The sequence below is a fragment of the Brevundimonas sp. SL161 genome (genome assembly GCF_049896985.1).
Taxonomy (GTDB): domain Bacteria; phylum Pseudomonadota; class Alphaproteobacteria; order Caulobacterales; family Caulobacteraceae; genus Brevundimonas.
Genome location: NZ_JAFCVJ010000018.1, coordinates 15,214 through 36,691 on the forward strand (window position 1 = coordinate 15,214; position 21,478 = coordinate 36,691).

A 21,478-nucleotide genomic window follows, 5' to 3' on the forward strand; every position below is an offset into this window, starting at 1 on the left:
GTAAGCATGACTGAGAACGCTCCTCCCCTTCCCATCGCGCGAACCGTCGAAGCGTTGCGCACGACCGTGCGCGACTGGCGTCGTCAGGGGTTCGCCGTAGCCTTCGTGCCGACCATGGGCGCCTTGCACGAAGGCCATCTGACCCTGGTGCGCGAGGCTGGACGGCGGGCGGACAAGGTGATCGCCAGCGTCTTCGTCAATCCGACCCAGTTCGCGGCGCATGAGGACCTCGGCGCCTACCCGCGTCGCGAGACAGAGGATGCGGGATTGCTGGCCGGGGCCGGGTGCGACCTGCTGTTCGCGCCGACGGTCGGGGAAATGTATCCCGAGGGCTTCGTCACAGGCATCAGCGTCGGCGGACCGTCGCAAGGGCTGGAGACCGACTTCCGGCCGCATTTCTTCGGCGGGGTGGCCGTGGTCGTGGCCAAGCTGCTCAACCAGGTCCAGGCCGACGTCGCCGTGTTCGGGGAGAAGGACTATCAGCAGCTGCTGGTGGTTCGCCGCATGGCCCGTGATCTGGACATCCCGACCGAGATCGCGGGTTCGGCGACCGAGCGGGACGGGCACGGTTTGGCCCTGTCGTCGCGCAACGCCTATCTGGCCGAGACCGAGCTGACGGTGGCGCGCAGGCTGAACGGCGTCCTGGCCGAGGCGGCGATGAAGGCGGGGGACAGGCGTCCGCTCGCAGCGGTGGAGCGGGAGGCCTACGCCGAGCTGCTGAAGGCCGGGTTCGAGCGGGTGGACTATGTCGCCGTGCGCCGCGCCGACGATCTGGCGGCGTTTGCGAACGGAGTCGTCGATGGACCGGCACGAATCCTGGCCGCCGCCTGGCTGGGAACGACGCGGCTGATCGACAACATGGCAGTCTGACCCCTCGCCAGCTTGACCCCAGGCGGTGGTGCATGTTCCCTCCTCACCGAACGAGGGAATATCAAATGACCACAAAGATGCTCATTGTCGCGGGTCTCGGCGTCGCCGCCCTGCTGTCCGGCTGCGACCAGGCTGGTGTGAAGCTATCGACCAGCGCCGGGGGGCCACACGTCATCGCCGCGTCCGACATCGAGGCAGGCCGCTATGTCGTTCTGGTCGGCGGCTGCAACGACTGCCACACGCCGCAGTACGCCATGACCGGCGGGGCCCGGCCGCCGGAGAGCGAATGGCTGAAGGGCTCGTCCGAGGGACACACCGGGCCGTGGGGCACGACCTATGGCAAGAATCTGCGCATGACCGTCGGCCGAATGACTGAAGACCAGTGGGTCGAACTGCTGGCCACAGGCTCCAGCCTGCCGCCCATGCCCTGGCCGAGCGTCCGCGCGATGTCGGAGGCCGACAAGCGCGCCGTCTATCGCTACATCAAGTCCTTGCCGGGCGACCCGGGCCAGCCTTCGCCGGCCCCCCTGCCGCCCGGCGTGACGCCGCGCGCGCCAGTCGCGCCCGCCGCCTGACCCTCTAGCCGATCGCGCCGACACAGCCCTCGGCGTCGCCGGGGGTCAGGTCGGCCTCGGTCAGGGCCAGGGTCCAGCCGTGGTGGGTATTCAGGCCCCAGCGACGCGCGCCGCCGCCGTCGCCGGCGTCTCCGCCCGCGCTGACCACGACCCGGCGGCCCCTGGGCAGGGCGGCCGGGTCGATCTTGCCCACAGCCAGAGAGGTCGGCTGACCGCCGGCCGAGCCGAAGCCGTCGAAGACGCTCAGGCTCGACCAGTCGCGGCGCAGACCGACCCACCAGGAATCTTCGGTGTTCACGGCCAGAACGGCGACACCCTTGCCCTCGGCAGCGAAGGCGAGCGCGGCCTGCGGGTCGCGGACCATGCGGATCGAGGCGGCCGTGCCGAAGCGATGGCGGGCGCCATCGAAGGCGCGGGTCGGGTCGGTCGGAGCCCAGACCTGGACCTGAAGCTGGCCCTGGCGCGCCAGACCCCAGCCGACGATCTCGCGCCACAGGCCCTCGACGGCGACGGCGTTCTCGGGCTCGGCCCTGGCCATGACGCGGCTCAAAACGGTCTGTTCGCGGTCGGGGCGGAGCTTGGTGTGTGGGCCGTGGGGCGCGTCTTTGGCCTGGCCGACCTTAGCGGCGATGGCGAGGCGGCGCTGGAACAGGACCAGGAGTTCGTCGTCGACGAGGTCGATCTCGTGACGCAGGGCGGCCAGGGCCATCTGCTCGGGCGACATGTCGTCGGGATTCATGTCGGGCCAGACTTGCTGGAGGTTCGATTTCGGCATGGGATTTGGGCTTTCACGGGATGCATTTCGATGAAGGGCGAAGGGGTGCGCCGCCGCCCTGGTTGAGGGCGGTCGCCGGCGAGGCTGTCAGGAGCGAGGAATGCTCGAGGCCTCAGCCGGCGTATCGAAAGCCGTAAAAGCAGGAGCCGAGATAGCAGGCAGCCGCGCGCGAACGGAGCGAAAGGATCGAAAGCGAAGCGCGCAGCGGGGACATGAGTCGAACCGGTTGTGGGGATCGTGTGCGATCCATGGGGCCTTAAGACACGCAACGATCGTGCGACGTCAACCCGGCTCGCGGGCCAGAAGAACAAATCGCGTGCGATTGTCGTCGGAATCCTGAAGATCGTTGCGCAGAACCGTCAGTCCGTAAACCTCGGCCGCAGCGACCGGCGCGATGGCGGCGCGGGTGCGGTCGCCCAGCGCGGCGACCTCCCGGGCGGCCCCGGCGGTGTCGAAGGCCTCGATGATCTCGAAGCCCATGTCGGCCACGGTCCGGGCGCATTGGCGCAGGGCGATGGGATGGCTGGCCACGGTCCGGATCTGTTCGAACTCGGCGCCGTCGACCGCCATCAGGGCCATGCGGATGGGACGCCAGGCATCGCCGACAATCGGCAGGCCCGACTCGGCCACAAGGGTCGCCGCTGGCTCCACGACACCGATGGTCGAGTTCTCGACCGGGATCAGGGCGCAGTCGCAATCGCCCGACTGCACGGCGGCGATGGCTGCGTCGAAGGTCTCATACGGCACATGCTCGTCCCAGGGACGCAGGACCATGCAGGCCTCGTGGCTGAAGGCCCCGGGCGCGCCCTGGAAGGCCGTGCGGCCTGCCCGATCCTCGCTCTCCGGCCTGCCGACAGCCCCGGTGGTCATGCCGCCTTCGACCTGTTGAGGCGGCCCGACTTCAGCCGCTCCGCCACCAGGAAGGCCAGCTCCAGCGCCTGATCGGCGTTGAGGCGCGGATCGCAGTGGGTGTGGTAGCGGCTGGACAGGTCGTCCTCGGACACGGCCTGGGCGCCGCCGAGGCATTCGGTGACGTTCTGGCCGGTCATTTCCAGGTGGACGCCGCCGGGGTGGACGCCCTCGTGCTCGGCCACCTCGATGAAGCCCTTCACCTCGCCCAGGATGCGATCGAACGGGCGGGTCTTGTAGCCATTCGAGGCCTTCAGCGTGTTGCCGTGCATCGGGTCGATCGACCAGATGACCTTCTTGCCGTGCGCCTTGGCGGCCTTCATCAGGCGCGGCAGGCGGTCGTGAACCTTGTCGTGGCCGAAACGGCCGATGATGGTCAGGCGGCCGGGCGTGTTGTCCGGGTTCAGGGCGTCGATCAGGGGCAAGAGGTCGTCCGGCTCCATCGTCGGGCCGCATTTCACGCCGATCGGGTTCCTGATACCGCGCATGAACTCGACGTGGGCGCCGTCCAGCTGACGCGTGCGCTCGCCGATCCAGAGCATGTGGGCCGAGGTGTCGAACCATTCGCCCGAACCGCCGTCGAGGCGCGTCAGGGCGCTCTCGACGTTCAGGAGCAGCGCCTCGTGCGAGGTGAAGACCTCGACGCGCGAGAGGTCCGGATGGGATTCGGGCGTGACGCCGACCGCCTCCATGAAGGCCAGGGCCTCGGCGATCTTCTCGGCCAGTTCGCGGTACTGCGCGCCGACGCCGCCGTCGGCGAAGCCCTGGGTCCAGCGATGGATGTTGTAAAGGTCAGCATAGCCGCCGCCGGCGAAGGCGCGCAGCAGGTTCAGGGTCGAGGCCGACTGGTTGTAGGCCTTCAGCAGACGCTGGGGATCGGGGATCCGCTCCTCGGCCGTAAAGGCCGAGCCGTTGATGTTGTCGCCGCGGTACGATGGCAGCTCGACGCCGTCGATCTCCTCCACCGCCGAGGAACGCGGCTTGGCGAACTGGCCGGCGATGCGGCCGACCTTCACCACGGGCTTGCGACCCGCGAAGGTCAGTACGACGGCCATCTGCAGGATCAGGCGGAAGGTGTCGCGGATGTTGTCGGTCGAGAACTCCTTGAAGCTCTCGGCGCAGTCGCCGCCCTGGAGCAGGAAGGCGTCGCCGCGTTCGACCTGGGCCAGTTTGGCCGTCAAGCTGCGCGCCTCGCCCGCGAACACGAGTGGCGGCAGGGCGCGCAGTTCGTCCTCGACGGCGGCGAGCGCGCGCGGGTCCGGATAGTCCATCGGCATGTGCACGATGGGTTTGTTTCTCCAGGATTCAGGGGTCCAACGCTTGGTCATTGCAGAAGAATAGGCCTCTCGCGGTTGCGAAACAACAAATCTGGTCTCCTCCCTGTTCGCCGCCTGGCGAATGGGGAGGTGGCGCCGAGCCCATGCGAGCTGACGGAGGGGTTCTGGAGGGCGGCAAGACCCCCTCCCGTCGTTGGGCCACATTCGGCCCTTCCTCCACTCCGCTTCGCTCCGAGCCACCTCCCCATCGCTGCGCGACAGGGAGGAGACGTGCGGCTTAGCTTGCGCTCGTTTCCTGCGACTGCTTGACCTTTAGGGTCACCAGTTCCTCGGCCATCGTAGGGTGGACGGCGCAGGTGGCGTCCCACTGCGCCTTGGTCAGGCCGGCCTTCACGGCGATGGCCGCCAGCTGGATCATCTCCGGCGCCTCGGAACCGACGATGTGGACGCCGACCACGCGGTCGGTGTCGGCATCGACGACCAGCTTCATCAGCACCCGCTCATCACTGCCGGTGAAGGCGTATTTCATCGGCCGGAAGCGGGTCACATAGACATCGACGCCCTTGGCGCAGGTGTGCCGGGCCTCGCTTTCGGCCAGGCCGACGACGCCGACAGGCGGCTGGCTGAAGACCGCCGTGGCGACGGCCTCGTAGTCGAAATGCTGCGGGTTGTCCTTGTAGACCGTCTCGTGGAAGGCCACGGCCTCGCGGATGGCGACAGGGGTCAGGTTCATCCGGTCGGTGACGTCGCCAATGGACCAGATATTGTCGGCGGTGGTCCGGGACAGGGCGTCAACCTTGATAGCGCCCTTCTCGTTCAGCTCGACCCCGGCGGTTTTCAGCCCCAGATCGACGACATGCGGGACCCGGCCGGTGGCGAACATGACGACGTCGGTCTCGATCTCCATGCCGTTTTCAAGAACGTTCATCAGACCCGTCGCGGTCTTTGTGATCTCGGTGTGCTGGGAACCCAGGATCACCTTGATCCCGCGCTTCTCGATCTCGCCGGCCAGGTGGGCGCGAACGTCGTCGTCGAAACCGCGCAGGATGTTCGGGCCGCGATAGATCAGGGTCGTTTCAACCCCCAGGCCCGCAAAAATGCCGGCGAACTCCACCGCGATATAGCCGCCGCCTGCGATCAGGATGCGTTTGGGCAGTTCGGGCAGGTGGAAGGCCCCTTCCGACGTGATGGCGTGTTCGATGCCCGGCAGGTCGTCCGGCATCCAGGGCCGGCCGCCCGTGGCGATCAGAATGCGTTCGGCGGTGATCGTCTGGTCCTTGCCGACGATCTCGACGGTGTGGGCATCCTTCAGGACCGCACGGCCGTGGATCAGCTCGACCCCCGCCTTGCCGAGGTTGGCGGCATAGATGCCCGACAGTCGGGCGATCTCGACGTCCTTGGCCTGGATGAATTTCGGCCAGTCGAAGCTGGCCTCCACCGTCCAGCCATAGCCCTCGGCGGTTTCGAACTGGTGGGCGAAGTCCGAGGCCATGACCATGAATTTCTTGGGCACGCAGCCCCGAACGACGCAGGTGCCGCCGACGCGGAACTCTTCGGCTATGGCGACGCGCTTGCCGCCGAGGCCCGTCAGACGCGCCGCGCGCACCCCGCCGGACCCGGCGCCGATGACGAAGAGGTCGTAGTCGTAGTCGGCCATGGCGATCTCGAAGCGGACGGAAAATACAGTCCGAAGCGTCCGAAGCGTCCGGAGAGGCCGGGCGTCGCTGGCGGCGTCGGCGGACGGATTTAGGCGCCGCTGACGCTCGGGACAAGCGCCCTTCCCGCTTCAGCTTCAGGCCTCGGGCCCCCCTGACCGTTGCGCAGTGACGGCAGGGCTCGAACAGGCCGGCGTCGGGGCCTCAGGAACGCGCCCAGCGCGGGTGGCGCCTGTCGCTCTCAGGCCACGGCAAGCGCGTTGCACCAGCCGCAGTTGAACAACCACAGATCAGTGTTAGCCTCGTCTCCGGGACCTGTTCAGGAGAGACACCGCCATGCTTACGCTCGCCGCCCTGGCCGTTATGGCCACCCTGTCGATCGAGGGTGACGCCAATGCGTCGAACCGGCCGCTCCAGGTGGCGCCGCAGGTGGCCCAGACGGGCGAGCCTATCCGGCTGGAGGACATCGAGGTCACGGGCCGTCCGCTGGACACCATGATCCTGAACTTTGTCGATGAGGTCGCCGCCCCGGCACGTAACCGGGGTCTGGCGCGCTGGGACAATCGCGTGTGCGTCGGGGTGGCCAATCTGCGCACTGACGTCGGCCAGTACATCGTCGATCGCGTCCAGACCGTCGCCCAGGATCTGGGCCTAGAGAGCGGCCGTCCGGGGTGCCAGCCCAACGTCGTGATCGTCGCCGCCGCGGACGCGGACGCCGCGACACAGGCCCGACCGAGCGACGCTCGCGCTTCCTGATGGGCGGCAGCGGCATGGACCGTGGCTTTACGGCCTATGACGCGTTCAAGGCCTCCGATGCGCCGGTTCGCTGGTGGACCGTCAGCATGCCCGTCGATACCGACACGGGCCTCCGCGCCGTGCGACTGCCGGGCGATTGCCGCAACGAATGCGATCACTCGCACACCTATGCCCCGATCGTGACGACGCGCCGCGCCTCGAACCTGACCACCCAGGTCGTCGACGAGATCATCCAGACTGTCGTGGTGCTGGATGTGGACCAGGTGGCGAACGTTTCGGCCCAGCAACTGGCGGACTATGTCTCGATGGTGGTCTTCGCCCAGATCGACGCTGAAGCGGACACCAGCGCCTACGCCTCGGTGCTGAACGTGTTCGATGCGCCCGAGACGGCCGAAGGCCTGACGCAGGGGGACCTCGCCTATCTCGAAGGACTGTATGACGCCCGGCGCACCCTGCGCAGCACGCGGGCGAGCAATCGCGAAATCGCCAGTTCGATCCACCGCGCCCACTCCCGGCTGAACAGCGCCGAAGAATAGCGCCGGAGCCGGCGTGGAGGTCAGGGCAGCCTGATCTCCACGCCCGTGTCCGTGCCGATGATCGCCTCGTCAGCAAGGTCGAGGAACAGACCGTGCTCGACCACGCCGGTGATCAGCTTCAGGTCGTCGGCGAGACGGACCGGGTCATGGATGGCCTGGCATCTGGCGTCGTAGATAACGTTGCCGCCGTCGGTGCGGACCACGCCGCGATCCGCCTGACGCAGACGGGCGGGCATCTGGATGTCGTGGTCGATCAGGACGTCGGCGATTCGGTTGCCCGTCGTCTTGTGACCGAAGGCGACCACCTCGATCGGCAGGGGAAAGGCGCCCAGAACCGGCACGACCTTGGCCGCGTCGGCGATAACGATGCAGCGGCTGGACGCCTCCCACACCAGTTTCTCGCGCAGCAGGGCCGCGCCGCCGCCCTTGATCAGAGCCAGGCCGGGCCCGATCTCGTCGGCGCCGTCGACGGTCAGGTCGATGCGGGAGACATCCTCCAGCGTGACCAGCGGCAGGCCCAGTTCCCGGGCTAGGTCGGCGGTCTTCTCCGAGGTCGGGACGCAGCGCAGGCCGTTCAGGCCACGCGCCGCGAGAGCCTTGACGAACCAGGCGGCGGTGGAGCCGGTGCCCAGGCCGACGACCATGCCAGCCTCGACGCGCAGGGCGGCGGCTTCTCCGGCGCGTTGTTTTTGCAGATCGCTCACCAGGACTTCGCCTTCTTCGCTTTCGCCTTGTTGCGGAAGGCCGCGCCGGCGCCGTCCTTGTTCACCTGACGGCCACGGGCAAGCGCCAGGGCGTCGGCGGGGACGTCCTCGACGATCACCGAGCCCGAGCCGACGATGGCGCCCGCGCCGATGGTCACCGGGGCGACCAGAGACGCGTTGGAGCCGATGAAGGCCCCCTCGCCTACAGTCGTCAGGGCTTTGTTGTAGCCGTCGTAATTGCAGAAGATCGTGCCCGCGCCGATGTTCGCGCCCGCCCCGACCGAACCGTCCCCGAGATAGGACAGGTGGCTGGCCTTGGCGCCCGCATCCATGCGAACATTCTTGACCTCAACGAAGTTGCCGACCTTTACGTCCTCACCCAAGTCCGCGCCGGGCCGCAGGCGGGCGTAGGGGCCGACCTCTGCGCCGGTCGCGACCGTGGCGCCCTCGATATGGCTGAAGCTGCGAATGCGGGCGCGCTCGGCGACGCGGGCGCCAGGGCCGAAGACGACGAACGGATCAATGATTGATCCGGCCCCGACCTCGGTGTCCCAAGCGAAGTGGACGGTGTCCGGCGCCGACATGGTGACGCCGGCGGCGAGGAAGGTCTCGCGCTGGATCTTCTGGAACAGGGCCTCGGCCTGGGCCAGTTCGAACTGTGCGTTAACGCCCATGACGGAGTCCTCTGAGGCCATGGTCACCCGGGTCGGCTCTCCGCGCTTCCTGGCCAGTTCGACGACGTCGGTCAGATAGTATTCGCCCTTGGCATTGTCGTTCTTCACCTCGGCCAAAAGGGAGAACAACAGGCCTACCGGTGCGGCCATAACGCCTGAATTACAAGTGGTTATTGCCAGAACCTCAGGCGACGCCTCCTTGGCTTCGGTGATGGCGGCGAGGGTTTCGCCGTCCATGACCAGACGGCCATAGGCGCCCGGGTCGGCGGCCTCGAAGCCGATCACAGTGACGCCGTCGCGCGTCTCGAACACCGCCTCGATGTCGGCGGCGCGCATCAGGGGCACGTCGCCATAGGTGACCACGACCTGACCGATGAAGTCGCCCAGCACCGCCTCGGCGGCGCGGACAGCGTGGCCCGTGCCCATGGGCGGGTCCTGGACCGCAACCGCGTCCTCGCCCAGACGCGCCACGACATGGGCGCGGACCTCCGGGGAGTGGGCGCCGACCACGACGACGATCCGCTCGCAGTGCAGGGCCTCGGCCGCATCGATGGCGTGGTCCAGCATGGCGCGGTGGCCGACCGGGTGCAGCACCTTGGGCAGGGGCGACTTCATCCGCGTCCCCTGGCCGGCGGCAAGGATGATGGCGGCTCTGGGATGGGTGGTCATGAATCGGTCCGGGGTCTAGTCACGCGCCGTGGTCTAGCCCATCGGGACGGCCGACGGGAGACGACTGATGATCGAACGTGACCTCGAAGGCTGGACCCTTGCCTTCGACCTGGATGGCACCCTGGTCGAGACGCATGAGGACCTGGTCGGCACGCTGAACCGGATGCTGGTCCTGAAAGGCCTGCCGCCCGCGCCGATGGAGAGCGCAAGGGAACTGATCGGCGGCGGGGCGCGCGCCTTGCTGGTCCACGGTTTCGAGCTGGCGGGAGCGCCCGTCGAGGCGGCGAACGACCCCGTCCTGTTCGACGCCTTCATCGCCGACTACATCGACCACATCGCCGACCACTCCAGGCCGTTCGAGGGCGTGGTCGAGACCCTGGAAACCCTGGCCGCGCGCGGCGCCACCCTGATCGTCGTGACCAACAAGCGGTCGGACCTTTCGGAACTGCTGCTGGGCAAGATCGACCTGACGAAGCATTTCGCCGCCATCGTCGGCCCTGACCGGGTCAGCCAACGCAAACCCTCGGGCGCCCATGTGATCGAGGCGATCCGGTCCGTCGGCGGCGACCCGGCCCGCGCCGTCATGGTCGGCGACGCAGCGCCCGACATCGACTGTGCGCGCGATGCCGGCATCCCGTCGATCGGCGTGAGCTTCGGCTACACCCCCGTGCCCATTGAGGATCTGGAGCCCGACGTCATCGTCGACGCGTTCGAGGACATCGAGGAAGCCGTCGATATGATCGTGGTGGAGCATTATGTAACGCGGGCCCTGGCGGGCGCCTAACCCGATCTTTAAATCTCACTGTCAAGCTGCTCCTCCCGAAAAGGAGAAGCCTGTGTTCGGAGAAGTTCTCGCCTACCTGCATCGTCACAATCGCGTGGCGCTGACAGGCACGGTCATTGTCACCCTGGTCACAGTCGCTCGGCTGATCGGCTAGCCCGCTTTCGCCGCATCCAACGCGGCTCGCGAGGCCTCGATCCGTTCCAGGTTTGTCTCGGCCCATAGCCACACCCCGCAGAAGGCCTCGGCAAGGCTGAAGCCGAGGTCAGTCAGGCGGTATTCGACCTTGGGCGGGACGACCGGATGGACGGTGCGGACGACGAGGCCGTCGCGTTCCATCCGACGCACGGTCTGGGTCAGCATCTTCTGGCTGACGCCGCCGGAGAGTTCACCTAGACGGGTGAAGCGCAACTCGCCGTGCTCGGCCAGGACATCCAGCACAATCATGGTCCATTTGTCGGCGACGCGGCCGATGACCTCGTTGACCAGGGCCTCGACGCGCGGATCGACCGGCGGATGATCGAAAACGGGAGGGCGGACTGCGGCCGTGCTGGTCATTGGTTTCTCTGGGGTGCGTATAGAACTTTCGGGTACCTGCTTCCCGACAGAGAGTGTCGGGTATAGCTGATCCGTCATCGGTTCACACCCCCGAGGAGACACCCATGGATACCGCAAACGACACCGTCCTGATCACCGGCGGCGGCACCGGGATCGGCCGCGCTTTCGCCGAGGCCCTGCATGCAAAGGGCGCAAAGGTCATCATCGCCGGCCGCCGCGCCGAGGTGCTGGAAGGGGTCTGTGCCGCCAATCCGGGGATGGTGTTCGAGACCGTGGACGTGGCCGATGCCCGCTCGATCAAAGCCTTCGCCGCCAGGGTGATCGCCGCCCATCCGGACCTGAATGCGGTGATCTCCAACGCCGGGATCATGAAGGCCGAGGATCTGTCGGACGGCGTATTCGACATGAGCGTCGTGGACGAGACGGTCGCTATCAACCTGCTGGGCACGATCCGGCTGGCAGCGGCGGTCCTGCCGCATCTACAGACGAAGCCGGCGGCCAGTTTCGTGACCGTGTCGTCGGGACTGGCCTTCGTGCCGCTGGCGGCGACCCCGACCTATTCGGCGACCAAGGCGGCGATTCGCTCGTGGAGCCAGTCGCTGCGGACGCAGCTCGCCGGGACTTCGGTCAGGGTGATCGAATGGGCCCCGCCGGCGGTGGCGACCGACCTGATGCCCGGGCATGCGGAGGATCCGCGATCGATGCCGCTGGCCGAGTTCACGGCCGAGAGCCTGGCACTGTTCGAGGCGGGCGAGGCAGAGGTGTTGGTGGGGCGGGTGAAGTTCCTCAGCGAGGCGGACCGGCGCGGGGACTATGCGGCGGTGTATGCGGCGTTGAACGGGGCGCACTGAACCTTCTTCTTTCGTCCTCTTCCGGCAAGCCGCTGCTTAGCGGCGCAGACCGGGGGACGCAGCGGCGACGAAGGCGATCGTTTCAGGCACGATGTCGGAAGCAGCAGTGTCCGCGACAGGTTCGCGCTCTCGCGCGCCGCTGGGTCCCCCGGTCTCCGCTGCGCTTCGCCGCAGGATGACGAAAGAGATTTTCTAACCCTCTTTGCAGAATTCCTGCGTCGCCATCGCGTTGCGGCGCAGGGCTGCCGCCAACATCTTGAGAGGCTCCTCCCCGAAGGCCGCCTGTATGTTCGCCAGATTCTTCGCCATTCCTCTGTGGCAACGCACCGCCGCAGGGTTCGCGCTGGGCATCGTCGCCGGTCTGATCCTGAGGGAACAGGCGACCGTCTGGCTCCAGCCGATCGGCGACATCTACCTGAACCTGATCCGGATGGTGGTGGCGCCCCTGGTGCTGTTCACCATCGCCTCGTCGATCGCCAAGCTGGGCGAAGGCGCCGGGGCGATCCGGCTGGGGGCGCGGACCATAATGTGGTTTGCGATCACCTCCCTGCTGGCCGTTCTGGTCGGGTTCGCCTTCGGGCATCTGATCAATCCGGGCGTGGGGCTGGCCAACCTGCCGCTCGGCGAGGTGCGCGCGCGGGAGATCCCGACGCCGCTTGATGTGCTGATCGGGATCGTCCCGACCAACCCCTTCGCGGCCCTGGCCGAAGGCAGGGTGCTGCAGATCATCTTCTTCTCGGCGCTGGTCGGGGCGGCGCTGGTGGCGCTGGGCGACCGGGCCCAGACGGCGCGACGGTTCGTCGACGAGGGTGCCGCCATCATCTTCCGCATCACCCGCTGGGTCATCCAGCTGACCCCGTTCGGCGTGTTCGGCTTGATCGGCTCGGTCGTCGGCGGCTATGGCTGGGAGGCGCTGCTGCCGCTCGGCAAGTTCATCATCGCCATCTATGCGGCCTGTCTTTTCCACATTCTGATCGTCTATTCGGGCCTGCTGAAGCTGCACGGGCTGAAGGCGACCAGCTTCTTCCGCGGGGCCTTCGCGGCCCAGCAGACGGCGTTCGCGACCTCGTCGTCGATCGGCACCCTGCCCATCACCCTGCGTCAGACGGTCGAGCGGCTCGGCGTGCCCCAGGCCTATGCGGCCTTCGCCGTGCCCCTGGGCGCCAACGTCAAGATGGATGGCTGCGGCGCCATCTATCCGGCCATCGCGGCCATCTTCATCGCCCAGTATTTCCAGATCGAGCTGTCTCTGACCCAGTACGTCCTGATCGGGCTGACGGCGATCCTCGGGTCGCTGGGCACGGCGGGCGTGCCGGGGACCAGCATCGTCATGCTGACCCTGACCCTGTCGACGGCCGGCCTGCCGCTGGAGGGGATCGGCTATATCGTCGCCATCGACCGGATCATCGACATGATGCGCACCGCGACCAACGTCACGGGCCAGATGCTGGTCCCCGTGCTGGTGGCCAAGGAGGAAGGCATCCTCAACGAGGGCATCTATGATGGCCACGTCGCCTGGCTGCCGGGCGACCCGGACGCGGAGACGCCGGAGGGGGTTCGGGCGGCCGGCATCTGAGGCTTGCCTCCGATCGGGGAGCGGGCTATGTCCGCGCCTCCCCGCTTTGGCGCCTTGCCTGCGGGGCCCGAGATGGATGCTTAGCTCAGCGGGAGAGCACCTCGTTCACACCGAGGGGGTCGCAGGTTCAATCCCTGCAGCATCCACCATTCCTTACAGCGGCTTAGCTTAGAAGCTCTGAAGCGCTCCCCAGATTGCTACCCAAAAACGGCCTAGGCAAAAGCTTTGCGGGCTGCGGATTGGTGATCAGGTCGGTGGTGACCGTAATGTTTTTCGAGCGTCTGACCTGACATCCCGAGGTACCCAGAAGCGGTCCAGAGGTCGACGCCCGCTTCCATCAGCCAGGTCGCCGAGGTGTGGCGTAACCAATGTGGCGTCACATCCTTCAAGCCGGCGTCCGCAACACAGGTCGAGAAACCCGTGCGGACGGATGCGACAGGCTGTCCGCCATGATGAAGGACCGTGGCAACTCCCTTCCCTGCGTCTTGCTCCTTCCATCGCCGCAGATGCGCGATCAGTTTCTGAGGGAGTTTGACCAGCGGCCGACGCTTAGTTTTGCTGTCGCGTTCATTCCGGCCGCGGCGATAGATGATCCCCGCGTCGAGGTCGACCCACGGATCCTGGAGGCTCTCGGTCCACGACAAACGTTTGATCACCCCCGCCCGCGACCCGGTATAGAGCCCGATTAAGATAAAACGACGGAGGTGCTGACGGTTCGTTTTCGAGGACCCCGATAGGGTTAGCCAACCGTCCGCGTTCTTCCGATGACCGAGCGACGCCCACAACAGAGATGCCGCTTCAGAGCGGGTCAGGGCGTCTCGGGAGCTCTCCGGCTTCTCTGGCAGGATGACCTTGGGACGGCGTGTAAGGTGGTGCTCGTCGTCCCAATAGCCGATGGCTGCTGAAAGGACCTCAAGCTCCCGTCGCGCAGTCTGAACTGACGCTTTGCGACCTGTCGTGCCGTGCCTGATCGGTTGGGCAGTCCGATACTTTACGTAGGCCTCGCAGGTATTGCGGCGGACGTCCGACAAGGTGCGGTCCGCCCACCAGCGAAGGAGCCAACTCACAAATCCTTTCATGGTGGCCGCATCTGACCTTAGCGCCCCTCCCCTCTCCACGCTGTAGAGCGCCAAGACGTCGGCGATTAGAACTTTGCTGGGGTCGCTTTCGCCAGCGGGCGGCTGCCACTTACTTTGGATGTAAGTGGCTAGTTGTTTCTCGGCGTCTCCCAGGCGTTCAACGCCGCAGCCTGTGCCGACTTCAGTCGGTCCGTCTCTGATGAACCACCTGTCTGGGATACGTTGGCCACTCCGCGCGTCTGTTCGACCCTTGCGGAGATAGAGCCTCGGACCTTTGGTTCCGCGGGGCATTGGAATAGAGCCTTCACTTTCTTCGGGGTAACGAAATAAGAACCGCCAACTTTTGAAGCAGCGAGACGGCCGCGTCCGATCTCAGTCCGCATCGCCGACACGGTGATTGGGTACCGATCCCCGAATACTTCCGCGAACTCGATGAGCGTCATCGGGTCATCGTCGTCCCAATCAGAGGTCGATGCGCGTATGCGCGCGCGCGAGCGGGCGCTAACGCGCATCGACCCCGGCCTCCTGAGAGATCGAGTTCAACGTTTGACCTCGGCGTGGAAGTGCACAGCCCAAGCCTCCAGTTCTCGGCCACTGCGTCCCACGCGGCGTGCGGCCTCCAGAACTTCCGAGACGACTTTGGTCGCATCGATGAGGACCATGCGTGCAGGCGGTTGAGTGTCGATATCTTGGCTTCTTGGCGCGGCAAGCTTCATAGCTCGGCCGGGCCGCCAGACAGCGAAAATCGGGTGCCAATCGGCATCCGGTTCGGTCTCCACAGCGCTTACACCAAAGAAGAAAACAGCTTTGGAAGGGGCCTTGGCGTCCGCCACGAAGCTATCGAAATCGTCGAAACCTCGATCGACGGCTCGAGCAGCCACCGCCTGGGAGACGCCGCTGCCGCCAAGCGCCCGGAACATTCCCAGCTTCAGCAAGTGCTTTTCGCCAAACTGACCACCAACAACCTTGAACGGCAGCAACCCACGACTGGCTAGGGCATCGTAGGCTGGCACTTTCATGCCGCTGATTTCGAGAATGTCCTGGCGAGAAAACATCATTTGCTCCTCCGCCTATCATACATGCACCCAGCAGACATGCAAGCTGCATGCCCTAACACTCTTGCCCTGAATGCTTTTTGGCATGCGCACCGTTGACACATCATTGGCTGTGGACTATGGTTGAGCGTGAGCTGGGCTTATGCCAGCCCACAACCAACCCCCACATCAAACGATCACCGACAGGTGCCACACCGCCGAAAGGATCACCCATGGCTGGTCGCCAGGCCAAAGCTCTCACCGACCCTATCATCCGAAAAACCCTCTTGATCGCTCAGGCCCGACCACTGGGCAAACGCGACCAAGTGATGATCCTTCTGTCTCTTCGAGCAGGTCTCCGGGCATGCGAAATCGCAGGGCTGGACTGGTCCATGGTGCTCGACGCTAACGGAAAGGTCGGGTCCTCCATCGCGATACCCGACACCATCGCCAAGATGGGCAGCGGCCGGCGCGTCCCAATGCATCCGGATCTCCGCAAGGCCCTCACCAAGCTGGCTCCTCCGGCCGCCCGGATCGGCCCGGTAATAACGTCTGCGAAGGGCGGTCACCTTCGGCCCAACAGCATCGTCAACTGGTTCGTCGTACTGTTTGCAGAGGTTGGCGCGGCGGGGTGTTCTTCGCACTCAGGACGCCGAACTTTCATCACCAACGCCGCCCGTAACGCCCATCGATCCGGGGCCACGTTGCGGGATGTCCAGCTCCTTGCGGGCCACAAATCCATTGAAGTGACCCAACGCTACATCGATGGTGACAGCGACGCTCAGCGTCGACTGGTTCACAGTCTGTAAGGCTCCCTTCGGCGGCTCCTGGCCGCCCTCTCTAGTCCACCACACAAGCAGCTCGACCGCAGCGTTCCGGCATCCCGCCAGAGAGCGATGACTCATGTCCAACAGGAGGTTTCCATGTCCGTCGAAAGACGCGAGCGCATCCGCACACTCAACGATCAACTGCGCCAAACCCATGTCGGGGGCCGCATCCTGATGAGCCAGGGCGTTATGTCGATGGGGCCCGAGGGAGTCGTCGGCGCGATGCTGGCGATCGCCAAGGCCAACGACTTTAATGAGGACAACGACCCCTACGGCGAGCACGACTTTGGCGCCGTTACGGTGTCCGGGCAGCGGATCTTTTGGAAGATCGACTACTACAACCAATCACTCACCTCACAGGCCGTAGATCCCTCGTACGCGAAGGACTGCGTCCGCGTGCTTACGGTCATGCTGGCGGAGGAATACTGATGCCGGTGCACGAGGAACACTACCTAGGGCGTCGATCATGAGGCCCGCAAAACAAGGTGACTTTGACGGGCTGTGCGGTCTCTACGCGCTTATCAACGCTCTTGACCTCGTGGGCTTCAAACGACCGCGAACGCCATTGCATCGGAGCCTGTTTGTGACACTTGCCGCGTCGATTCCTAGTCGGACGCTGAAGAAGGCCATTGATTCAGGGCTGGATGGGCGAGACTTGATCAAGGCCGCGACCTTAGCGTTCCCAGGTTTCCGCAAGCCGCTGGGGGGCGCTGTGACCGTCTCCCGCCCCTTCCGCAGGGCCGTCTTCGACACGGATGCGGCCTTCCTCGAAGCGATGGCCGACATCATGGCCTCTGGCCGTTCCGCGCTCATCCTCAACGTATCGACGCCCACCTACAGCCATTGGACCGTCGCCTCATCGGTCGCGTCGCAGACCATCGTCCTTCGGGACTCCGGGACCATGACGGAGCTGGATTTGGAGCGGTATTCCATCAAGCGCGGCCGCTACCGCATTAAGCCCCGGGAGACGCTGCTGGTGCACATGAGGCCGCGTCGGACGACCATGTCGGAAGGGGGCTAAGGCGACCCCGGATGCGGTTCCGGACGCCATGACGACGAGCGAAACCGTCAAAAATGACTTTTGTATAAGCTGACGAGCTGGCCGCCCTCTTGCGGAAGCAGACAGTTCGTTCAAGGCGATAAGACCGGGCGCCGATGGCTCGGATCCCGCGTTTGAAGGCAGGAAGCCGACTGCCTTTAAGAGATCGTCGGTTGGTGCCCTGGGGCCATCCTTAAGCCCATCCAATGCGTCTTCAAATGAACGCTGACAGGGAGAGCTAGTCCCGTCGTCAGGCCAGTTGAAGCGATCCCATCCGTCTACAACAGCCAAAAAACGCCGACGACGCCGCAGAACTTAAGCTTGGGCGTCCGCGAGTTTCTGAACCACAGCGGCCGGGTCTGCGCCTACGGCGCGACACCAATCCATCAAATCGACCACAGTCACTCGTCGCTGACCCATTTCGATCTTCGCAACAACGGTGTGGTCCATCCCCATCGTAGTCGCCAAGGCGCGCTGCGTCAGCCCGGCCGACACCCGCAGAGCGGTCAGCGCGGCAACGACGGCTCGATGGTCAGGGTTGGTAACCCAATCGGGCATGGAGGGGCTTCTCTCGAAGCCTTCCTCTTTGAACAGCCCAAGCCATGCTGACAAAATCGCAGCATCCCCGGCGTGGCCCTAACGTCTTCTTCAAGTCACGGATTCACTATGCCCAACAGACTCGAAACGCTGGAACGCTTGGCTAATCTCAGGGACCGAGGGGTCCTCAGTGACGAGGAATTTGCCAAGGAAAAGGCTGACCTATTCAACGAAGCGCCAGGCCAGCCCACTCCGAGCGCTCCCCAAACGAATGCCGAAACGTTGCCGGCTGTTGACGAGCCGATTCCTCCCGCCAGCCAGCCGACAGGGGGCAACGTTTTGCCGGGGCTCAGCGAAGAGCGGCGCGTTCGCCGCCACCAACTGAAAGCTCTTGATGAGCGACTATGGAGTTTTGAGCGGGTCCTCGACGCCGAAGACGCTAATCTTCTGCTGGGTGCGGGCTGGTTCGCGGCGGGCCTAATCGCCTTCAACGGGGCGCTCGACTTCGGGGCTGACCTCTGGACGGCAGCGACCGGCGGCATCGTGGACCCTACACTGTCGAATGGTGACGCCCTGACAGGACATCTCCTGGGCTGGGCAATATGGCTGGCGGTCGTCGGTGCGACGGCATGGGGGGCGGTCAGCCGACGTAACCGCTTCGCCGCCGGTTTCCTCATCATCCTTGCTAGTTTGGAGTTGGTGGTGGCTCTGAACGCCCGGTGGGATGGCAATGCCACTTTGCGCAACGCGGCCTTCCTGATCTGCGGCCCCGCCATCGTCATGGCTATCCAATGCCTACGCGCCAACATTGCCCGGCGTCGGCTGCAGGCTACCCCAGTCTGGCGTTGAGAAAGCCTTGGGCAGTCAAAGAGACGGGCTGGGTTAACAATGGTGGCTCGCAGCTGAATAGCAGCGGTCCCGTCGGCCGGTGAGCGGAGACGGTGCCGCCGGCACGGGCGGGAGAGTGGCCTCTCCCGCCAGCCCGCCCTTATTTGTGAGGGAACCTGAAGCAGTAGAGGCGCCGTTGCCTGCCTGCGATTGGCCGTGTGGTTTGCAGCTGGCCCGGATCGCAGATAGCCAGATCTATGTCGCGGAGCTGCTTCATTAGGGCGACAGCATCAGCCATGCGATCTGCGAAAACCTCTGGGGAAACCCAGAGTTCGTCATATTTCCGTTCCCGCACCAAGAGCCCGGCGCTAGCGCGTAGCTGGTCTTGCGTCAGCGAAGAGGGAAGTGTCGAAAGGACATCCGGTTGGGCAGCGTAGGCCCTAATCCTTTCCTCCGGCCGACCGAAGGCCATCGACTTGTGCAACATATGCGCCTCGTAACAGGCCAGAACTGCCGGTCCGCACGACCATTCCTTGGGCAGTACGCCATAAGCTTGAGCAAGCTTGCCTGCCGCGTACACCAAGCCAAAGTTGCTCGCAGTCCGAACCTGAGAGCCGGTAGGAGCTGGCGGCAACGCCCGGCGTTCAAACGTTCTTGACCACTCCCCGAGCCGTTCTGTCAGCGCATCGGTGTCGGCATCCATTTCATTCACCAGCGCCTGCAAATACGCCCGAATGGCTACGCCGTGGTTGGCGTTAGCGGCCTCTTTGAGGCTTTCTACGAGCTCGCCAGAACTGGCGAATCCGGTGGGCAAGGACGAAAAGACGCCCAGACCAGCACCGGCGTTGGCGTTGATGGTCAGCAGTCTGTCCGACGCGGCCCGGACCACCTCTGCGTCACCCCCGCATAGCTCCTGAACCAAGGACGTGTTCGACGTGCTCAGGTAGCAGAGAGAATGCTGACGGCCGCGTTTTTCACGATGCCGGCCGCGTTCGATCCCGTCGGCGAGACTAAACAGGATGTCGTTGTAGGACTTGCGTTTAGCGGCCGTCGTCCCGCCCCCTGATAGGGCGTTCAGTTCATCGAGCAGCAGCAAGCAGTCGGTATGGCCGGGGAGACGCGTTTCGACGCCGGCGACGGTCACATTCCAGCTTTCCCAGTACCGCTTTCCGTCGCCGCTAGCGCCCCCCGTTCCACCATAGACGCTCGATGCCAGCTTCAGGAGAGTGGACTTGCCGGTGCCTCCGCGGCCAACCAGTTCGAAGCCAGGGTTTGTCCACGGGGGCATCAATCGCATCAAGGGCGGCGCAAATGCCAGCATGACAACAAACATGGGAATGGACTGATCGCTGAGCGGCTTAGCGACGCCCTTCCGCCACGCCTTTAGCGTGCCTTCGCTCGTCCACTTATCCTGGTCGACCAGCATGGCTGACGGCAGGTGGGCCAGCCCGGGCGGTACAATCTGAGTACCGTCACCAAGTGCGTAACGGCCCTGATGATGTCCCGTGGTATCGACAATGTGCTGCTTAGAAAACTCTTGCACGGCGGCCATCTTCGCGAAGAACTCATTCCGCTGTTTGCCCGGCACCAGGACGTAGCCAATTTCGGCCAACTTGGCCGACGTTTTATTGGGCTCGGCGACTTCCGGCATGGTCAGAAAAGTCTCGCCCAAGGAGGCGACAACCCAGATTTTCCGATGACCATGTTGATCGATAATGCCGCGAATTTCAGGGGTCTTGATAACGTTCATGTCCCAGATTCCGTTGAAAAGTGGGCACGCGCACACGTGACGTCCATGCGTCAGTGTTGCCACGTACACTTGTGATTAATGGGCTCATTGGCCCGGTTAGGTGGTTCCTCGCCCGGTCTCGGGGCTAGGTCAGGGTCCGGGTCATGTACGGTGCGCTGAGCTGGGGATCGGTCAGTACGATCTTAGAATTCCGCATGCGACAGCCCATGTAGAGGCTGATGTTCGACATTGAGTGACGATCAAGCCAGAGAAGCATGTCCGTGTGATACGGCTCATCGAGGCGATGGAGTTCACGCTCCCGCTTGACGGCGCTGTCGTCACCGACAGAGCCGATCCAGCGCTTTTTCCAGAAGCTTTTCAGCAAGTAAGAGAAGACCCTGGCGCGGCTGTCATCGTCATTAATTCGATTAAGTTGTAAGGGCTTCGCTACTTGAGCCCGCGCCTTGTACGCGCCCAGATCATGCAACTCCCGCAGCCGGTTGATGTAGCTGCCGGTCGCCACTCCATGGGTATGGAAGCGAAGGACCCCGGAGTTGGGCTCTAGCTCGGCTTCCAACACGGAAATGAGCAGGCCCGACCCGTCTCCGGGATCGGTGCGATTGATCTGCTGGCGTAAGCGCTCCAAATGATCGCGCGGGTTCTGATCGATGAGATGCTTGGCCCGCACTTCGCCCGATCTCGGAAGCTGGGTAACCAGACGGATATGCTCCTTTGGCCAAGGCTCGAGTCCGTCGAGGATGCTCGCGCCAAAGCGGAGCCGGGCCTCGCGCATGAAGCGGCTGGACGCCATAGTTTGAGGCGTCCGCTCCCCCCCTAGGCGACAGGCAAGCGCAAGTGCTTCTTTGCGGTTTGTAACCTCCAGCAGGCGAACGCGCTCAATGTCCTCAGCCGCCGATTGCTCTTCACTCTCGAAGCCAGATTTTTTGCCATAGATCTTTTGTTGAGGCAGCAGGAGATCCAGGCGGTGACGATCGGGAATGTCGTCAAATCTATAGTAGGGCGTCATTTTCAGTCCTTTCAAATGCACAGCTGCAAGCCGGCGTGCGTCATTCACAGGACTTGAAATTCGAGCTCGCGATTTGTTGGAATCACCTATCGATAGCCTCCGAGCGTCGATCCAGTTCGACCTTGACTAGAATTTTTTCCAGGCACAGACCGCATCGTTGCCTGAGATATTTTCGGGTTGGTTCGGGGCGGTGCGTTCGTGGAAACAAAAAT

Annotated in this window: 23 protein-coding genes and 1 tRNA gene; 12 read left to right on the forward strand and 12 right to left on the reverse strand. The window is 64.6% G+C overall.

Annotated features, from left to right (window positions below):
* Positions 1–6 precede the first annotated feature (6 nt).
* Entirely contained in the window at positions 7–870 is an 864-nt protein-coding gene (panC, locus tag ACP7AU_RS12675; RefSeq protein ID WP_426051616.1) for a pantoate--beta-alanine ligase, read from the forward strand.
* Between the two features lie 65 nt (positions 871–935).
* Complete coding sequence (locus ACP7AU_RS12680; protein ID WP_426051617.1) at positions 936–1,445, forward strand: cytochrome C; 510 nt, start codon at positions 936–938, stop codon at positions 1,443–1,445.
* A 4-nt stretch (positions 1,446–1,449) separates the two neighbouring features.
* Here ACP7AU_RS12680 and ACP7AU_RS12685 read toward each other — a convergent pair whose 3' ends face one another.
* The 4 genes from ACP7AU_RS12685 to gor form a co-directional block, all read right to left on the reverse strand.
* Entirely contained in the window at positions 1,450–2,220 is a 771-nt protein-coding gene (locus ACP7AU_RS12685) for a chorismate mutase (RefSeq protein ID WP_426039544.1), read from the reverse strand.
* 282 nt (positions 2,221–2,502) lie between these two features.
* On the reverse strand, positions 2,503–3,090 hold the full coding sequence (locus ACP7AU_RS12690) for a prephenate dehydratase domain-containing protein (protein ID WP_426039545.1): 588 nt from the start codon (positions 3,088–3,090) through the stop codon (positions 2,503–2,505).
* The gene (locus ACP7AU_RS12695; protein ID WP_426039546.1) at positions 3,087–4,457 is read right to left on the reverse strand and encodes a class II 3-deoxy-7-phosphoheptulonate synthase; all 1,371 of its coding nucleotides are present in this window, start codon (positions 4,455–4,457) and stop codon (positions 3,087–3,089) included. The genes ACP7AU_RS12690 and ACP7AU_RS12695 overlap by 4 nt, the downstream gene beginning before the upstream one ends.
* Positions 4,458–4,683: 226 nt before the next feature.
* Positions 4,684–6,063: a glutathione-disulfide reductase gene (gor, locus tag ACP7AU_RS12700; protein ID WP_426051618.1), complete on the reverse strand. Its 1,380-nt coding sequence runs from the start codon at positions 6,061–6,063 to the stop codon at positions 4,684–4,686.
* Positions 6,064–6,397: 334 nt separating this feature from the next.
* Here gor and ACP7AU_RS12705 point away from each other — a divergent pair, with 334 nt between their 5' ends.
* Together ACP7AU_RS12705 and ACP7AU_RS12710 are read left to right on the forward strand one after the other, a co-directional pair.
* A complete protein-coding gene (locus ACP7AU_RS12705; protein WP_426051619.1) occupies positions 6,398–6,817 on the forward strand; it encodes a hypothetical protein in 420 nt (139 codons plus the stop codon).
* Positions 6,818–6,831: 14 nt separating this feature from the next.
* Positions 6,832–7,353, forward strand: coding sequence for a hypothetical protein (locus tag ACP7AU_RS12710; protein WP_426051620.1), 522 nt, complete (start codon positions 6,832–6,834; stop codon positions 7,351–7,353).
* Positions 7,354–7,373: 20 nt separating this feature from the next.
* Here the strand turns inward: ACP7AU_RS12710 and rpiA are convergent, their stop codons facing one another.
* Together rpiA and glmU are read right to left on the reverse strand one after the other, a co-directional pair.
* On the reverse strand, positions 7,374–8,060 hold the full coding sequence (gene rpiA, locus ACP7AU_RS12715) for a ribose-5-phosphate isomerase RpiA (RefSeq protein WP_426039589.1): 687 nt from the start codon (positions 8,058–8,060) through the stop codon (positions 7,374–7,376).
* On the reverse strand, positions 8,054–9,400 hold the full coding sequence (glmU, locus tag ACP7AU_RS12720) for a bifunctional UDP-N-acetylglucosamine diphosphorylase/glucosamine-1-phosphate N-acetyltransferase GlmU (RefSeq protein WP_426051621.1): 1,347 nt from the start codon (positions 9,398–9,400) through the stop codon (positions 8,054–8,056). Before glmU ends, rpiA begins: the two co-directional genes overlap by 7 nt.
* Positions 9,401–9,467: 67 nt before the next feature.
* Between glmU and ACP7AU_RS12725 the strand changes: the two genes are divergently transcribed.
* A complete protein-coding gene (locus tag ACP7AU_RS12725; RefSeq protein WP_426051622.1) occupies positions 9,468–10,184 on the forward strand; it encodes an HAD-IA family hydrolase in 717 nt (238 codons plus the stop codon).
* A 150-nt stretch (positions 10,185–10,334) separates the two neighbouring features.
* Here ACP7AU_RS12725 and ACP7AU_RS12730 read toward each other — a convergent pair whose 3' ends face one another.
* A complete protein-coding gene (locus ACP7AU_RS12730; protein WP_426051623.1) occupies positions 10,335–10,739 on the reverse strand; it encodes a winged helix-turn-helix transcriptional regulator in 405 nt (134 codons plus the stop codon).
* A 104-nt stretch (positions 10,740–10,843) separates the two neighbouring features.
* Here ACP7AU_RS12730 and ACP7AU_RS12735 point away from each other — a divergent pair, with 104 nt between their 5' ends.
* The 3 genes from ACP7AU_RS12735 to ACP7AU_RS12745 all read left to right on the forward strand — a co-directional run bounded on the left by ACP7AU_RS12735 (position 10,844) and on the right by ACP7AU_RS12745 (position 13,315).
* On the forward strand, positions 10,844–11,590 hold the full coding sequence (locus tag ACP7AU_RS12735) for an SDR family oxidoreductase (protein WP_426051624.1): 747 nt from the start codon (positions 10,844–10,846) through the stop codon (positions 11,588–11,590).
* Positions 11,591–11,876: 286 nt separating this feature from the next.
* Positions 11,877–13,166 (forward strand): dicarboxylate/amino acid:cation symporter, encoded by a 1,290-nt coding sequence (locus ACP7AU_RS12740; RefSeq protein WP_426039553.1) that lies wholly within the window; start codon positions 11,877–11,879, stop codon positions 13,164–13,166.
* Positions 13,167–13,240: 74 nt separating this feature from the next.
* Positions 13,241–13,315 (forward strand) — tRNA-Val (locus ACP7AU_RS12745).
* A 63-nt stretch (positions 13,316–13,378) separates the two neighbouring features.
* Here ACP7AU_RS12745 and ACP7AU_RS12750 read toward each other — a convergent pair.
* Together ACP7AU_RS12750 and ACP7AU_RS12755 are read right to left on the reverse strand one after the other, a co-directional pair.
* Positions 13,379–14,197, reverse strand: coding sequence for a site-specific integrase (locus ACP7AU_RS12750; protein ID WP_426051625.1), 819 nt, complete (start codon positions 14,195–14,197; stop codon positions 13,379–13,381).
* A gap of 587 nt (positions 14,198–14,784) precedes the next feature.
* Positions 14,785–15,303, reverse strand: coding sequence for a hypothetical protein (locus ACP7AU_RS12755; protein WP_426051626.1), 519 nt, complete (start codon positions 15,301–15,303; stop codon positions 14,785–14,787).
* A gap of 209 nt (positions 15,304–15,512) precedes the next feature.
* On the opposite strand from ACP7AU_RS12755, the gene ACP7AU_RS12760 reads away from it, so the two are divergent.
* From ACP7AU_RS12760 to ACP7AU_RS12770, 3 genes are all read left to right on the forward strand, one after another.
* Positions 15,513–16,088 (forward strand): tyrosine-type recombinase/integrase, encoded by a 576-nt coding sequence (locus ACP7AU_RS12760; RefSeq protein ID WP_426051627.1) that lies wholly within the window; start codon positions 15,513–15,515, stop codon positions 16,086–16,088.
* Positions 16,089–16,202: 114 nt separating this feature from the next.
* On the forward strand, positions 16,203–16,535 hold the full coding sequence (locus ACP7AU_RS12765) for a DUF3768 domain-containing protein (RefSeq protein ID WP_426051628.1): 333 nt from the start codon (positions 16,203–16,205) through the stop codon (positions 16,533–16,535).
* 37 nt (positions 16,536–16,572) lie between these two features.
* On the forward strand, positions 16,573–17,127 hold the full coding sequence (locus ACP7AU_RS12770; RefSeq protein WP_426051629.1) for a hypothetical protein: 555 nt from the start codon (positions 16,573–16,575) through the stop codon (positions 17,125–17,127).
* Positions 17,128–17,460: 333 nt separating this feature from the next.
* Here the strand turns inward: ACP7AU_RS12770 and ACP7AU_RS12775 are convergent, their stop codons facing one another.
* A complete protein-coding gene (locus ACP7AU_RS12775) occupies positions 17,461–17,703 on the reverse strand; it encodes a helix-turn-helix domain-containing protein (protein WP_426051630.1) in 243 nt (80 codons plus the stop codon).
* Positions 17,704–17,811: 108 nt separating this feature from the next.
* Here ACP7AU_RS12775 and ACP7AU_RS12780 point away from each other — a divergent pair, with 108 nt between their 5' ends.
* Positions 17,812–18,531: an SHOCT domain-containing protein gene (locus ACP7AU_RS12780; RefSeq protein ID WP_426051631.1), complete on the forward strand. Its 720-nt coding sequence runs from the start codon at positions 17,812–17,814 to the stop codon at positions 18,529–18,531.
* A gap of 139 nt (positions 18,532–18,670) precedes the next feature.
* Here ACP7AU_RS12780 and ACP7AU_RS12785 read toward each other — a convergent pair whose 3' ends face one another.
* A complete protein-coding gene (locus ACP7AU_RS12785) occupies positions 18,671–20,260 on the reverse strand; it encodes a DUF927 domain-containing protein (RefSeq protein ID WP_426051632.1) in 1,590 nt (529 codons plus the stop codon).
* Positions 20,261–20,384: 124 nt separating this feature from the next.
* Positions 20,385–21,266 carry a hypothetical protein gene (locus ACP7AU_RS12790; RefSeq protein ID WP_426051633.1) on the reverse strand — a complete coding sequence of 294 codons (882 nt, stop codon included), beginning with the start codon at positions 21,264–21,266 and terminating at the stop codon, positions 20,385–20,387.
* Between the last annotated feature and the right edge of the window lie 212 nt (positions 21,267–21,478).

Bases quoted from the DNA above. Each gene is read 5' to 3' on its own strand.
- panC (WP_426051616.1), top strand. From the start codon at position 7: ATGACTGAGAACGCTCCTCCCCTTCCCATCGCGCGAACCGTCGAAGCG.
- ACP7AU_RS12680 (WP_426051617.1), top strand. From the start codon at position 936: ATGACCACAAAGATGCTCATTGTCGCGGGTCTCGGCGTCGCCGCCCTG.
- ACP7AU_RS12685 (WP_426039544.1), bottom strand. From the start codon at position 2,220: ATGCCGAAATCGAACCTCCAGCAAGTCTGGCCCGACATGAATCCCGAC.
- ACP7AU_RS12690 (WP_426039545.1), bottom strand. From the start codon at position 3,090: ATGACCACCGGGGCTGTCGGCAGGCCGGAGAGCGAGGATCGGGCAGGC.
- ACP7AU_RS12695 (WP_426039546.1), bottom strand. From the start codon at position 4,457: ATGACCAAGCGTTGGACCCCTGAATCCTGGAGAAACAAACCCATCGTG.
- gor (WP_426051618.1), bottom strand. From the start codon at position 6,063: ATGGCCGACTACGACTACGACCTCTTCGTCATCGGCGCCGGGTCCGGC.
- ACP7AU_RS12705 (WP_426051619.1), top strand. From the start codon at position 6,398: ATGCTTACGCTCGCCGCCCTGGCCGTTATGGCCACCCTGTCGATCGAG.
- ACP7AU_RS12710 (WP_426051620.1), top strand. From the start codon at position 6,832: ATGGACCGTGGCTTTACGGCCTATGACGCGTTCAAGGCCTCCGATGCG.
- glmU (WP_426051621.1), bottom strand. From the start codon at position 9,400: ATGACCACCCATCCCAGAGCCGCCATCATCCTTGCCGCCGGCCAGGGG.
- ACP7AU_RS12725 (WP_426051622.1), top strand. From the start codon at position 9,468: ATGATCGAACGTGACCTCGAAGGCTGGACCCTTGCCTTCGACCTGGAT.
- ACP7AU_RS12730 (WP_426051623.1), bottom strand. From the start codon at position 10,739: ATGACCAGCACGGCCGCAGTCCGCCCTCCCGTTTTCGATCATCCGCCG.
- ACP7AU_RS12735 (WP_426051624.1), top strand. From the start codon at position 10,844: ATGGATACCGCAAACGACACCGTCCTGATCACCGGCGGCGGCACCGGG.
- ACP7AU_RS12740 (WP_426039553.1), top strand. From the start codon at position 11,877: ATGTTCGCCAGATTCTTCGCCATTCCTCTGTGGCAACGCACCGCCGCA.
- ACP7AU_RS12755 (WP_426051626.1), bottom strand. From the start codon at position 15,303: ATGATGTTTTCTCGCCAGGACATTCTCGAAATCAGCGGCATGAAAGTG.
- ACP7AU_RS12760 (WP_426051627.1), top strand. From the start codon at position 15,513: ATGGCTGGTCGCCAGGCCAAAGCTCTCACCGACCCTATCATCCGAAAA.
- ACP7AU_RS12765 (WP_426051628.1), top strand. From the start codon at position 16,203: ATGTCCGTCGAAAGACGCGAGCGCATCCGCACACTCAACGATCAACTG.
- ACP7AU_RS12770 (WP_426051629.1), top strand. From the start codon at position 16,573: ATGAGGCCCGCAAAACAAGGTGACTTTGACGGGCTGTGCGGTCTCTAC.
- ACP7AU_RS12775 (WP_426051630.1), bottom strand. From the start codon at position 17,703: ATGCCCGATTGGGTTACCAACCCTGACCATCGAGCCGTCGTTGCCGCG.
- ACP7AU_RS12780 (WP_426051631.1), top strand. From the start codon at position 17,812: ATGCCCAACAGACTCGAAACGCTGGAACGCTTGGCTAATCTCAGGGAC.
- ACP7AU_RS12785 (WP_426051632.1), bottom strand. From the start codon at position 20,260: ATGAACGTTATCAAGACCCCTGAAATTCGCGGCATTATCGATCAACAT.
- ACP7AU_RS12790 (WP_426051633.1), bottom strand. From the start codon at position 21,266: ATGACGCCCTACTATAGATTTGACGACATTCCCGATCGTCACCGCCTG.